Source organism: Nocardioides aromaticivorans, from assembly GCF_013408525.1.
Classification (GTDB): domain Bacteria; phylum Actinomycetota; class Actinomycetes; order Propionibacteriales; family Nocardioidaceae; genus Nocardioides; species Nocardioides aromaticivorans.
The window spans coordinates 3,981,856-3,994,101 of sequence record NZ_JACBZM010000001.1 but is presented as its reverse complement, the minus strand read 5'-3'; the positions used below and the strand labels follow the sequence as shown (position 1 = coordinate 3,994,101).

General features: G+C 73.2%; 11 protein-coding genes. 8 read left to right on the top strand and 3 right to left on the bottom strand.

Annotated features, from left to right (window positions below; translation table 11 throughout):
* Positions 1 to 83 precede the first annotated feature (83 nt).
* The 4 genes from sodN to BJ993_RS19135 all read left to right on the top strand — a co-directional run bounded on the left by sodN (position 84) and on the right by BJ993_RS19135 (position 2,772).
* Positions 84 to 497, top strand: a complete 414-nt coding sequence (sodN, locus tag BJ993_RS19150) for a superoxide dismutase, Ni (RefSeq protein ID WP_036542046.1) — start codon at positions 84 to 86, stop codon at positions 495 to 497.
* 152 nt (positions 498 to 649) lie between these two features.
* Positions 650 to 1,429 carry a hypothetical protein gene (locus tag BJ993_RS19145; RefSeq protein ID WP_179650610.1) on the top strand — a complete coding sequence of 260 codons (780 nt, stop codon included), beginning with the start codon at positions 650 to 652 and terminating at the stop codon, positions 1,427 to 1,429.
* Positions 1,430 to 1,543: 114 nt separating this feature from the next.
* Complete coding sequence (locus BJ993_RS19140; RefSeq protein ID WP_218864751.1) at positions 1,544 to 1,966, top strand: ATP-binding protein; 423 nt, start codon at positions 1,544 to 1,546, stop codon at positions 1,964 to 1,966.
* A complete protein-coding gene (locus tag BJ993_RS19135) occupies positions 1,963 to 2,772 on the top strand; it encodes an RNA polymerase sigma factor SigF (protein WP_179650608.1) in 810 nt (269 codons plus the stop codon). Before BJ993_RS19140 ends, BJ993_RS19135 begins: the two co-directional genes overlap by 4 nt.
* Positions 2,773 to 2,785: 13 nt before the next feature.
* Here BJ993_RS19135 and BJ993_RS19130 read toward each other — a convergent pair whose 3' ends face one another.
* Positions 2,786 to 3,199 carry a hypothetical protein gene (locus BJ993_RS19130; RefSeq protein WP_051931694.1) on the bottom strand — a complete coding sequence of 138 codons (414 nt, stop codon included), beginning with the start codon at positions 3,197 to 3,199 and terminating at the stop codon, positions 2,786 to 2,788.
* A 187-nt stretch (positions 3,200 to 3,386) separates the two neighbouring features.
* Between BJ993_RS19130 and BJ993_RS19125 the strand changes: the two genes are divergently transcribed.
* Positions 3,387 to 3,641, top strand: coding sequence for a WhiB family transcriptional regulator (locus tag BJ993_RS19125; RefSeq protein ID WP_028655649.1), 255 nt, complete (start codon positions 3,387 to 3,389; stop codon positions 3,639 to 3,641).
* A gap of 9 nt (positions 3,642 to 3,650) precedes the next feature.
* Here the strand turns inward: BJ993_RS19125 and BJ993_RS19120 are convergent, their stop codons facing one another.
* Positions 3,651 to 5,129, bottom strand: coding sequence for a sensor histidine kinase (locus tag BJ993_RS19120; RefSeq protein WP_036542040.1), 1,479 nt, complete (start codon positions 5,127 to 5,129; stop codon positions 3,651 to 3,653).
* Between the two features lie 134 nt (positions 5,130 to 5,263).
* Here BJ993_RS19120 and BJ993_RS19115 point away from each other — a divergent pair, with 134 nt between their 5' ends.
* Genes BJ993_RS19115 through BJ993_RS19105 form a run of 3 tightly spaced genes read left to right on the top strand, consistent with a single transcriptional unit; the run spans position 5,264 to position 8,236 of the window.
* On the top strand, positions 5,264 to 6,103 hold the full coding sequence (locus BJ993_RS19115) for a DUF2785 domain-containing protein (RefSeq protein ID WP_308645631.1): 840 nt from the start codon (positions 5,264 to 5,266) through the stop codon (positions 6,101 to 6,103).
* Positions 6,104 to 6,143: 40 nt separating this feature from the next.
* Positions 6,144 to 7,841 carry an acetolactate synthase gene (locus BJ993_RS19110; RefSeq protein WP_036542036.1) on the top strand — a complete coding sequence of 566 codons (1,698 nt, stop codon included), beginning with the start codon at positions 6,144 to 6,146 and terminating at the stop codon, positions 7,839 to 7,841.
* 8 nt (positions 7,842 to 7,849) lie between these two features.
* Positions 7,850 to 8,236 carry a thioesterase family protein gene (locus tag BJ993_RS19105; protein WP_179650606.1) on the top strand — a complete coding sequence of 129 codons (387 nt, stop codon included), beginning with the start codon at positions 7,850 to 7,852 and terminating at the stop codon, positions 8,234 to 8,236.
* A 17-nt stretch (positions 8,237 to 8,253) separates the two neighbouring features.
* Here the strand turns inward: BJ993_RS19105 and BJ993_RS19100 are convergent, their stop codons facing one another.
* Positions 8,254 to 12,153 carry a beta strand repeat-containing protein gene (locus BJ993_RS19100; RefSeq protein WP_179650604.1) on the bottom strand — a complete coding sequence of 1,300 codons (3,900 nt, stop codon included), beginning with the start codon at positions 12,151 to 12,153 and terminating at the stop codon, positions 8,254 to 8,256.
* Between the last annotated feature and the right edge of the window lie 93 nt (positions 12,154 to 12,246).

Here is a 12,246-nt window from a genome sequence, read left to right as displayed (position 1 = left end):
AGTAGTGTCGCAGTCAGCAGTTCGTTCCCCGTCGAAGACGTGTCGACCGCGTCGGCCACGTCGCTCTCCAGGAGAGGACCCACATGTTCTCGCGTCTCACCCGCAAGCTCGTCGCCCCCACGATCGAGGTCTCCGCCCACTGCGACCTGCCGTGCGGCGTCTACGACCCGGCCCAGGCCCGCATCGAGGCCGAGTCGATCAAGGCCGTCATCGCCAAGGTCGCGGACAGCGACGACCCGGACTTCCGCACCCGCGCGGTCCTGATCAAGGAGCAGCGCTCCGAGCTGGTCAAGCACCACCTGTGGGTGCTGTGGACCGACTACTTCAAGCCCCCGCACTTCGAGAAGTACCCGCAGCTGCACACCCTCGTCAACGAGGCCACGAAGCTCGCCGGTGCCGCCGGCACCAAGGGCACCCTCGACGCCGCGGTCGCCGACCAGCTGCTCGCCAAGATCGACGAGATCGCGGAGATCTTCTGGGAGACGAAGAAGGCCTGAGCCCCTCGCCTCCGGGACCTAGGTCCTGATTTCGGGAGCCGCGCACCCCTCGGGGTGCGCGGTTCCTGTCATTTCGGCCTCCGGGGCCGATCCCTCCTCGCACACCCGGGCTCTCCCCTGAGCGCGGGCCAACCGGAGGGAGACACCCCGCGATGCATCGCGCCCTGATCAAGATCGTCCTCGCCCTGGCCGTCAGCCTGGGCCTCACCCTGACCTGGGTCGGCACGCCGGCCCAGGCCGCTGCCCCGGCCGCCGCGGCACCCGCCGCCGCAGCGGCGACCCCCGACTGCTCGAGCCAGGAGGCGGCGTACGGCCAGAGCCGCTCGACGCTCGCCAAGCGCCAGCGCGCCTACTCCAAGGCCAAGCACGCCGTCGCGAAGGCGTCGCAGGCGCTGAAGAAGGCCCAGGCCAAGAAGGCCAAGGGCAAGAAGGCGAAGAAGGCGAAGAAGGCGTCGGTCGCCAAGGCGAAGCGCTCGCTGAACGCCAAGAAGCGGACCTACAACAAGTCGAAGGCCGAGCTCGCCAAGGCGAAGAAGGCCAACGACACCGCCCGCACCCGCTACAACGACTGCAAGGCGGTCCCGGCCGGCCCGACGGCCAGCCCGGTCCAGAGCCTGTGCGACGCCGGCGTCCCGCAGCCGATCTGCGACACCCTGGCCACCCTGATCCCGAGCGGCAGCACCGCCAGCCCGCTGGCCCTGCTGTGCAGCAGCGCCCCGCAGGCCCAGCCGCTGTGCGACCTGCTCGAGACCGGCACCGCTCCCGACCCCGAGGTCCTGCTCGGCGTCCTCGACACGGTGCTCACCGCCCTCGGCCTGGACGACCTGCTCGACCAGCTGCTCGGTGGCCTCGGCCTCGACACCGTGCTCGACCCGACCGGCCTGGGCGACCTGCTCGACCTGCTCGGCCTGGGCGGCCTGCTCGGCGGCTGATCCCGACCCCTCGGTACGACGAGCGGCCGCACCCCACCCGGGGCGCGGCCGTTCGTCGTACCGGTGCCGTAGGCTCGGCCGCGTTCAGGTCCCCACTTCACTCGGAGGAGCGGCATGTCCGAGACGAGCGTCCCCGCGGCCGGCGCCACGCCCATGACCGGCGACCCCGCGGAGGTCGAGCTGCGGCTGCCCGCCGACGGCGCCTACGCGTCCGTCCTGCGCACCCTCGCCGCCGGCCTGGCTGCCCGGGTCGACTTCACGATGGACGACATCGAGGACCTGCGGATCGCGGTGTCCGAGGCGGCCGCGATGGTGCTGGACGAGGCGGCCGAGGGCTCGGTGCTCGACTGCGTGTTCCGCCTGCAGCCCGGCGAGCTGGCGATCGCGATCAGCGCCGTGGCGAGCGCGCCCGAGGCACCCGACTACGAGAGCTTCGGCTGGCAGGTGCTCGCCACGCTGGCCGCCGAGGCCGCCATCGACGCCACCGCGGACACCTACACGGTGCGGCTGACCCTCCGGTCCTCGCTCGAGTCATGACCGCCGACCTGTCTCGGGGCGATCGGCGGTCGATGTCGATCGAGGAGACCCGACGCCGCAGCGCCGAGCTCTTCGTCGTCTTCCGCGACGAGGAGCGCTCGGCCGCCGAGCGCGACACCGCGCGCGATGCCCTCGTCCACCTCCACCTGCCGCTCGTCGAGCACTGCGCGCGCCGCTTCCGCAACCGCGGCGAGCCCTACGAGGACCTGGTCCAGGTCGGCACGATCGGCCTGATCAAGTCCGTCGACCGCTTCGACACCGAGCGGGGCGTCGAGTTCTCGACCTACGCCACGCCCACGATCATCGGCGAGATCAAGCGCTACTTCCGTGACAAGGGCTGGGCGATCCGGGTGCCGCGGCGGCTGCAGGAGCTGCGGATGCAGATCAGCGCCTCCACCGCCGAGCTCACCCAGCGCCTGGGCCGCTCCCCCACGCCCCGCGAGCTCGCGGAGGCAATCGGCTGCTCGGTCGAGGAGATCGTCGAGGGCATGGAGTCGAGCAACGCCTACTCCACGCTCTCCCTCGACGCCACCGACGACGACTCCGACGGCGGCGCCGGGCAGAGCATGCTCGACGCGATGGGCGTCGACGACGAGGCGCTCGAGCACGTCGAGATCCGCGAGTCGGTCAAGCCGCTGCTGGAGAACCTCCCCGCCCGGGAGAAGAAGATCCTGCTGCTGCGGTTCTTCAAGAACATGACCCAGTCGCAGATCGCCGAGGAGATCGGCGTCTCGCAGATGCACGTCTCCCGGCTGCTCAGCCGCACCCTCGAGCAGCTGCGGCAGTCGCTGGAGTCCGAGGGCTGAGCCGCTCGCCCGGTCAGTCCTCGTCGGCGGTCGGGTCCCGGTCGAGGGCGGCGAGCGTGTCCGGGTGCAGCATCCCGGCGAGCACGATGCCGGCGCACACCGCCAGCGCGATCGCCACGACCACGTGCTCGCGCACGTTCCACGCCAGGCCGAGCATGATCAGCTGGGTGATCAGCACCGGGCCGCGCGCCCAGGTCGCCCGCCGGTGGAGCCCCCACGCGGCGGCGACCAGGACGACGCCGTACGCCGCGAAGAAGACCGTCACCGACAGTCCCATCGAGCGCCGCTCATCGACCAGGTTGACCGTCTCCAGCACCGCCAGGATGAGCAGCACCAGGGCCTGGACGCCCACCAGCGAGGCCGCTGCGGTCAGCGGCGGCGGGTTGCCGGCAGCCGCGCCGGACGGTTCCTGGGGCCCCTCGGTCACGGTCCCGAACCCTAGGCCATCACCGGCCACCAGCTATTTGTGACCCATCAGACCACCGGAATTGCTTGATTCGCGAACGAATCCTTGGAACTCTTGCCGGAGCGATCGTGAAGCCGTTCACTTTTGCGGTTTCACGTGTGCCCTCTGACCGGGCCTTCCGAACGTATGGAAAGCGAGCATCTCCCCCATGGATTGGCGACACCGTTCCGCATGCCTCGACGAGGATCCGGAGCTGTTCTTCCCGATCGGCAACACCGGCCCGGCCATCCTCCAGATCGAGGAGGCCAAGGCGGTCTGCCGGCGCTGCGACGTGCGCGAGCAGTGCCTCGCGTGGGCGCTCGAGGCGGGACAGGACCACGGTGTCTGGGGTGGGCTCAGCGAGGACGAGCGCCGCGCGCTGAAGCGCCGCAACGCCCGCGCGAGGGTCCGCCAGCCGGTTTGAGGCTGAGCCTCACTCCACGGGGAGCGTGAAGCCGGCCCGGGTGCCCCCGTCCGGGGCGTGGCCCAGGGTGAGGTGACCGCCCAGCTCGGACTCCACGAGCGTGCGCACGATCGACAGGCCCAGGCTGGTCGCGGCGTCGAGGTCGAAGTCGGCGGGCAGGCCCTTGCCGTCGTCCTCGACCGCGACCTCGAGCACGGCACCGTGCCGCTCGGCCCGGAGCACGATCTCGCCCTTGGCGCCGTTCTCGTAGCCGTGCTCGGCGGCGTTCTGCATCAGCTCCATCACGACCATGGCCAGCGGCGTGGCGATCTCGGAGGTGAGCACGCCGAAGCTGCCCTCGCGGCGCACGCCGACCTGGGCGGTGGTCGAGCCGACGTCGGTGACCAGGCGGGCCAGCCGGTCGGCGATGTCGTCGAAGGCGACCGTCTCCTCGACGGCCTGGCTGAGGATCTCGTGCACGATCGCGATCGACCCGACCCGTCGTACCGCCTCCTCGAGGGCCGAGACCGCCTCCTCGGACCCGATCCGGCGGGCCTGGAGGCGGAGGAGGGCCGCGACCGTCTGCAGGTTGTTCTTCACCCGGTGGTGGATCTCGCGGATGGTGGCGTCCTTGGTGACCAGCTCGCGGTCGCGCCGCCGCAGGTCGGTGACGTCGCGGAGCAGGATCATCGCGCCGATGTGCTCGCCCTTGGGCCGCAGCGGGATCGCTCGCGCGATGACCGACACGCCGTCGCCCGGCCCGCCCGCCGAGCCGAGCTCGGTGTCGCGGTGGGCCCGCCCGCCCAGGACGGCGCTCAGCGTCTCCTCGTCGGGCCGCTTCTTCGACGGGACCAGCTCGCGGGTCAGGTCGGTGAGCCGGTGGCCGGTGAGGTCGCCGGTGAGCCCCAGCTTGCGGTAGACCGACAGGCCGTTGGGGCTGGCGTAGACCACCCGGCCCTCGGCGTCGACGCGAAGGAAGCCGTCGCCCACGCGCGGCGAGTCCGCGTGGTCGCTGCGCTGGCCGGCGCTCGGGAAGAGGCCGGTCGAGATCATGTGCGCGAGGTCCGACGCGGCCTGGAGGTAGTTGATCTCGAGCAGGCTCGGGGTCCGTACGCCGAGCAGGTTGGTGTTGCGGCTGACGACCGCGATCACGCGACCCTCGTGGCGCACCGGGATCGCCTCGACCCGGACCGGGACGTCGTCGCGCCACTCCGGGTCGCCCTCGCGCGCGATCCGGCCGAGCTCGTAGGCCGCGTCGACGAGGGTCCGGCGCCCGATCGGCAGGAAGCTGCCGACGATGTCGTCGACGTACGCCGTCGGACCGGTCGTCGGCCGCATCTGGTCACCCGCCCAGAAGCCGCTGCCGTCGCGGTCGGGGAGCCACAGGACGAGGTCGGCGAAGGACAGGTCGGCGATGACCTGCCAGTCGGCCTGGAGCAGCTGGAGCCATGCGATGTCGCCCGGCGCGAGGTCGGTGTGGCGCCGCGCGATGGCAGACAGGGAGGGCACGTCACCGAACGTTACCGACCGGACTCACGCTCGCTTCACGGCGTTTGGCAGAATGATCCCGGAGCCTGTCTCCAGGTATCCGTGGGGGGATTCAGGTCGGGCTGGTCCGTGAGGGGTTTTTCTTGATGGCGTCGGTGGATTGGTCACGCCTGCAGCAGGGACTCCGCAACGGTGAGCGGACTCCCCCTGCCGAGCACCGTCTCTCGGACCTGACGGCCGACCTGACCCGGATGCTGGGCGACCCCGACCCGCACGTCCGCGACGGGCTCGCCTACCCGTTCCTGGCCACCTGGACCGAGCACGGCGTGTACGACGACCTGCTGGCCGGCCTCGGCGACGGGATGTGCGCCGGGCTGGAGGTCGGCATCGGCGAGCGCGACACCGACAGCGTCTTCCGCCGCAGCTTCTCCGCGCTGGTCCTCGCCGAGTGCATCGACCGCGACACGCGGGTGCGCCGTCAGCCGCCGAGCCGGATCATGCAGTGGGGCGACCGGCTGATGGCCTGGTACGTCCGCGAGCGCGACCTGCGCGGCTTCGTGCCGGGCAAGGGCTGGGCGCACGCCGCCGCCAACGGGGCCGACGCCCTGGGCGCGCTCGCCCGGTCGCCGTACTTCGGGTCGACCGAGCTGACCGTGGTGCTCGACGTCATCGCCGACCGCGTGCTCGACCGGGACACCCCGATCCTCGTGCACGGCGAGCCGGACCGGATCGCGCACGCCGTCATGGAGGTGCTGCGCCGCGACCGGGTGCCGCTCAACATCGTCGAGCCGTGGGTGCGCCGGCTCGAGGCCGGGGCCCGCGAGCGGGTGCTGACCGGCGCCGACCCCTATCTCGTCAACGGCAACGCCCAGGCGGTGCTGCGCGCCCTCTACCTGCAGCTGACGATCTCGCCGCGCCACCCCTCGATCCGGCCGGACCTGCTGCTGGCCCTCGTCGCGTCGCTGCGCCGGGTGCACCCGGTCTTCCTCGCCTGACCCCCTCCTCCTCGTCGCCCCTGCTGGCTAGGGTGCGGACGTGACCACCACCACGGACGACACCTCCGCTGCGGGCACCGAGCGCCACGGCCACGCCGGCGAGCTCGCCGTCGCCGTCGCGCAGGCCCACGGCGTCGAGACGATGTTCACCCTGTCGGGCGCCCACGTCTTCCCGATGTACGACGGCGCCGTCAAGAGCCAGGCGGACGGCGGTGGGCCGCCGGTGCGCCTCGTCGACGTCCGCCACGAGCAGACAGCGGCCTTCGCGGCCGAGGCGACCGGCAAGCTGACCCGGGTGCCGGGTCTCGCGGTGCTGACGGCCGGGCCCGGGGTCACCAACGGGGTGAGCGCGATGGCGCAGGCGACCTTCGCCGGCTCCCCCATGGTCGTCGTCGGCGGCCGCGCCCCCAACAACCGCTGGGGCACCGGGGCGCTGCAGGAGATCGACCACCTGCCGATCGTCACGCCGGTCACCAAGCACGCCGCCACGCTGATGACCGCCGACGACGTGGCCGCCGGCTTCGACACCGCCTTCACCCAGGCCCGCTCGTCGCACCGCGGTCCGACCTATGTCGACGTCCCGATGGACGAGTTCTTCAACGTCGGCACCGGTCGGGTCCCCGTCGTCGGCGAGCTGCGCGGGGCCGCGCCGGACACCGACGCGATCGACCGGATCGCCGGGCTGCTCGCCCGCGCCGCGCGACCGGTGCTGGTCCTCGGCACCGACGTGTGGGCCGACCACGCCGAGGACGCCGCGCTGCGCCTGGTCGAGGAGATGCGGCTGCCCGCGATCACCAACGGGATGGGCCGCGGGGTGGTCCCCGGCGGGCACCCGCTGCTCGTGACGAAGGCCCGCGGGGCCGCGCTCGGTGGGGCCGACCTGGTGGTGGTCGTCGGGACGCCGCTCGACTTCCGGCTCGGCTACGGCGTGTTCGGCGGGAAGGACGGGGCCGAGCCCGCGGGCGTCGTACACATCGCGGACTCGGCGGGCCAGCTCTCGCAGCACGCGGCGCTGGCGGGGTCGGTGGCGGGCGACCTGACGGCCGTGCTCGACGGCCTGCTCGAGGCGCTCGCCGGCGCTGCCCAGCCCGACCGCTCCGACTGGATCACCTCGCTGCAGGACACCGTCGCTGCCGCGTCGGCCCGCGACGCGGAGCTGCTGGGCGCCGAGGCGGACCCGGTGCACCCGGCGCGGATCTACGGCGAGCTGGTCCCCCGGCTCGCCGACGACGCGGTCGTGATCGGCGACGGCGGTGACTTCGTGTCCTTCGCCGGCAAGTTCGTGGAGCCGAAGCGCCCCGGCTGCTGGCTCGACCCCGGTCCCTACGGCTGCCTCGGCGCCGGCCTGGGCGCGGCGATCGGGGCGCGGATCGCGCGGCCGTCGTCGCAGGTCGTGCTGCTCCTGGGCGACGGCGCGGCCGGCTTCTCGCTGATGGACGTCGACACCCTGGTCCGGCACGGCCTGCCGGTCGTGATGGTGATGGGCAACAACTCCGCCTGGGGGTTGGAGAAGGGCCCGATGCAGCTGCTCTACGGGTACGACGTCGCGGCCGACCTCGCGCCGCGCACGGCCTACGACCAGGTGGTCTCCGCGCTCGGTGGTGCCGGCGAGACGGTCACCGACCCCCGCCAGATCGGCGCGGCGCTGGACCGGGCCTTCGCCGCGGACGCGCCGTACCTGGTCAACGTGATCACCGACGTCAACGCGCCCTACCCGCGCAACACCTTCGGCATCTGAGGGCGGCGATGACACCGAGCGCGACGCTGACGTTCACGGTCACCGAGGCGGACACGGCGCTCGCCGTCGGCTCGGGCAGCCTGCCCGTCCTCGGCACGCCGCGGCTGCTCGCCTGGTGCGAGGCCGCGACCTGTGCTGCCGTCGAGGCCGACCTCGCCGACGGCGAGACGAGCGTCGGCACCCGGATCGAGCTCGAGCACCTCGCGGCGACCCCCGTCGGCGGGACGGTCGAGGTCACCGCCCGTCAGGTGTACGCCGACGGCCGGCTGCGCCGGTTCGCGGTCTCGGCCCGCAACGTCGGCGCCGACGGTCGGCCCGGCAGGCTCGCCGGCTCCGGGGAGGTCACCCGGGTGGTCGTGGACGCCGAGCGCTTCCTCGGCCGCCTGCCCGGGTGACCCCTCTCCTCTGATTCTCAGCCGAGCTTCTTGACGACGACGGTCGACGACGGCTGCCAGCGGGCGCTGCCGGCGTACGCGATCTTCACCGACGGCACCAGCAGCAGGATCTGCGTGATCGCGACCAGTGAGGGCTTGCAGCGGGCCACGCCGTTGGCGTCGGTGGTCGCGGTGCACAGCAGCGGGTCGCCGAGCATCGCGTTGGTGCCGCGGAAGGTCACCGTGGCGCCGGCGATCGGGGTGGCCGTGCCGCCGGTCAGCACCGCGGTCAGCTCGCCGCCCAGCAGGACCTTGCCGAGGATCACGACCGGTCCGCCGACCAGCGAGGTCGCCCCCTTGCCGACCGTGATCGAGAGCTGCCGCGTGGCGCTCGCCGCCGGCGTGCCGCCGTCGGTCACCTTGACCGTGAAGGTCGACGTGCCCGGGTCCCCCGTCGGGGTGCCGGAGATCCGGCCGTCGGCGGTGAGCTGCAGGCCGGCCGGGAGCGAGCCCGACGCCAGCGAGAAGGTGTACGGCGCGTCCCCGCCCGTGACCCCGACGGTCACGTCGTAGGCCGTGCCCACCGCGGCGTCCGGCAGGGAGGTCGTGGAGATCGCGACCGGCGGGGCGACCACCAGGGTCACCTCCAGGGTCGCGACGGCGCCGATGCCGTTGGACGCGCGGACCGTGACGGTGCGCTCCCCGACGGCGGTGGTCGTCCCGGACAGCGTCGCCGTGCCGTCGCCGTTGTCGACGAAGGAGAGGCCCGCCGGCAGGCTGCCGGTCACCGTCAGCGCCGCGACGGGGAAGCCGCCGGCGGCGTAGGTGAACGAGCCGGCGCGGCCGGACACGAAGCGCACGGCCGCGGGGCCCTCGACCGAGGCGGCCTCCTCGACGGTGAGCGAGGTGGTCGCGGTCGCGTCGTCGCCGACCCCGTTGGTCGCGGTCAGGCTGACCTCGTGGACGCCCCCGGTCCCGGGCGCGGGGGTGCCGGTGATCGTGTCGCCGTCGACCGCGAGCCCGGCGGGCAGGCCCTCGGCCGTGACCTCCGGGTGCGGGAAGCCCCCGACGGTGAGGTCGATGCCGGTCGTCGTACCGACGCGGGCGGTGGTCACCGCCGCGACGTCGAGCGACGGAGCCTCCTCGACGGTCAGCGCGAACGGCCAGGTGGCGTCGGCGCCCACCCCGTTGCTGCCCTTCACCGTGATGGCGTACTCGCCGCCGGTGCCCGGCTGGGGCGTCCCGGCGAGGGTGCCGGTGCCGTCACCGTTGTCGGTGAGGGCGACACCGTCGGGCAGGTCGCTGCCGGTCGTGATGGTCGCGACCGGGTGGCCGCCCGTCTGCTCGAAGACGTCCGGTCCGCCCGGCTCCCCGACCGTGTACGTCGACGCGCTCGGTCCGCTGAGCCTCGGCGCCTCGGCGATCTCCACCTCGATGTCGGCGTGGCCCGAGCCGGCCTCGTTGGTGGCGGTCACCGTGACGGTGTGGACACCGCCGGTGCCGGTCGCCGGCGTACCGGACAGCGTGCCGGTGCCGTCGCCGTTGTCGGTGAAGGAGAGCCCGGCCGGGAGGCCGCGCGCCGAGAGCGTGGGCTCCGGGGAGCCGGTCGCGGTGACCGTGGCGGCGGGGTTCGCCGGGCTGCCGACGGCGAGGTCGACGTGGTCGGGGCCGTCGACGGTCGGGACGACCTGCTCACGCTCGACGGCGCCGATGTCGCACTTCGCGCCCTGAGGTCGGGCCGTGCCGCGCTGGTCGGCGCCCGAGCCGCAGGTCAGCCGGTCGAGCAGGGGGCTCGAGGAGGACGGCAGGCGGGTCGGCGTCGGACCGCCGTTGTCGGCCAGCGGGCCGAGCTCCGGGTCGGCCGAGGTGGCCACGCCGCAGCCGGTGTCACCCGGGCCGGCGTGGTTGCCTCCGTTGTTGACGACCGGGCCCGAGCAGGCCCTCGGGGTGTTGCCCGAGAAGACCGTGCCGCTGACGCCGCCGCCCGCGGGTGCGCCGGTGGCCAGGCCGCCCGCACCGCCCGCCGCGGCCGTGTTGCCGGTGATCGTGCTGTCGGTGATCGTCACCGGGCGACCGACCTGCTCGATGGCGCCGTACTGGGAGGTGCTGGTGTTGCCGTCGATCGTGCTGCGCGCGATCGTCGCGGTGTTCGTCGCGCCGGAGCCGGTCGAGTAGACGACGACCGCCGAGCCGCCGTACGCCTGGTTGGCCGACAGGGTGCTGGCGTCGACCTGCAGGCTCGTCGTGGCGTTGGCCGTGCTGGAGCCGCTGTAGATCGCGCCGCCGATGCCGCTGGAGCCGAGCGCCTTGTTGGTGGCGAGCTGGCTGCGGACCACGGACAGGCTGCCGGCGTTGAAAACGCCGCCACCGCCGAGCGAGGTCGCGGTGTTGCCCGAGACGGTCGCCCTGGTGAGCGTCGCGGTCGACGCGTCGCCGACCACGATGCCGCCACCGCCGGCGGCGGAGTTGCCCTCGACGCGGCCGCCAGTGACGGCGAGCGTCGCGCGGGTGAGGTTCTGCAGGCCGCCGCCCGCCACGGCGGCCGAGTTGCCGGTGACCACGGTGTCGATGACCGTCGCCGACGGCGTGTCCGCGACGACCGTCGAGCCGTTGGTGAGGCCGCCACCCTGGAAGGACGCGGCGTTGTTGCGGACCTTCGAGTCGCGCACCGTGATGGTGCCGGCGTTGTAGATGCCTCCACCGCTCTGCGAGCTGTTGCCGTCGACCACGCTGTCGCGGATCGTGGTGGTCACGTTGGCGGTGGCGTAGAGGGCGCCACCGGCGGTGGGCGCGCTGTTGCCGGTGAGCGTGACGCCGGTGAGCGAGAGGCTCGTCGGGGCCGAGGCCGACGCCGGCGCGTAGATGGCTCCGCCGTAGTTGGTGGTCGCGCTGTTGCCGGTCATCGAGCCGCCGGTCTGGGTATAGCCCGCGGTCGGGTAGACCGCGCCGGCGGCGAGCGCGGTGTTCGCGTCGAAGTCGACATTCGTGACGCTCACCGGCTGCGCCGTGGCCAGCGCGCCACCGATCGCGGACTTGTTCGCGATGAAGTCGTCGTCGGCGAGGACCAGGCTGGGGCCGTTGTGGTAGATCGCCCCGCCGAAGCTGGTGCCGCTCGGACCGGTGGACTCGTTGGCGCGCAACGTGGAGTTGCGGACGGTCGTGCTGCCGACGTTGAGGATCGCGCCGCCGAGGCCGTAGGCCTTCCCGGCGCCGTCGGCGACGTTGTCGCGCACGGTGACGCCGTCGAGGGTCAGGGACGTCCCCGCACCGACGTAGAAGGCGCCGCCCCAGCCGAGGTTGGCGCCGGTCGCGGTCGCGCGGTTCCCGCTGACCTCTCCCCCGGTCATGGTCAGCGTCGCGGAGCCGGCCCAGAGGTAGACCCCGCCGCCGGCGGTCGACTTGCTACCGGTGATCGAGGTGTTCGTCGTCCGCACGTTGCCGGAGACGATCGGCAGCGCACCGCCGGCCTGGTAGTTGCCACCGGTCAGCCTGACGTTCTGCAGCTCGACCGTAGCGGTGCCGGCGTTGACCGCGAGGGCCCAGCCCGCACTGGTGCTGGCACTGCCGGTGAAGGTCGCGCCGGCGCCGCCACCGACGACCTTCACGCCCTTGGTGACCAGGGGCCGGTCGGCGTAGCTGCCCGCCGCCACGTTGACGGTGTCGCCGGCCTGGAAGCCCGGCTTCGCGAGCACGGCGGTCAGCGTCGCGCAGGGGGCGGCGGCGCTGAGGCAGGTGTTGCCGTTGGCGCCGTTCTCCGCGACGAACCACGGCCCGGCCGCCTGGGCGGGCGAGGCGGCCAGGACGCCGCCGAGCGAAGTGCTGGCGGCCAGGACCGCCGCCGCGAGCAGCGTCGTACGCCGCCGGCGCGGGGACGCCTCACGGTGGAGGCGGTGGCGGGGAGCAGCGGAGCGCGCAGCGCGCGCAGGACGGACCGGCATGGTGGGCCTCGTGGGTTTCGTCCCGAGAGGGGGAGCAGACGCGCGGACACTAACACCGGGGTGAGGGCCGTCACAGCAGAATCGGAGAACCCT

Excerpts from the sequence above, each read along its gene's own strand:
- sodN (WP_036542046.1), top strand. The coding sequence starts at position 84 with ATGTTCTCGCGTCTCACCCGCAAGCTCGTCGCCCCCACGATCGAGGTC.
- BJ993_RS19145 (WP_179650610.1), top strand. The coding sequence starts at position 650 with ATGCATCGCGCCCTGATCAAGATCGTCCTCGCCCTGGCCGTCAGCCTG.
- BJ993_RS19140 (WP_218864751.1), top strand. The coding sequence starts at position 1,544 with ATGTCCGAGACGAGCGTCCCCGCGGCCGGCGCCACGCCCATGACCGGC.
- BJ993_RS19135 (WP_179650608.1), top strand. The coding sequence starts at position 1,963 with ATGACCGCCGACCTGTCTCGGGGCGATCGGCGGTCGATGTCGATCGAG.
- BJ993_RS19125 (WP_028655649.1), top strand. The coding sequence starts at position 3,387 with ATGGATTGGCGACACCGTTCCGCATGCCTCGACGAGGATCCGGAGCTG.
- BJ993_RS19105 (WP_179650606.1), top strand. The coding sequence starts at position 7,850 with ATGACACCGAGCGCGACGCTGACGTTCACGGTCACCGAGGCGGACACG.
- BJ993_RS19100 (WP_179650604.1), bottom strand. The coding sequence starts at position 12,153 with ATGCCGGTCCGTCCTGCGCGCGCTGCGCGCTCCGCTGCTCCCCGCCAC.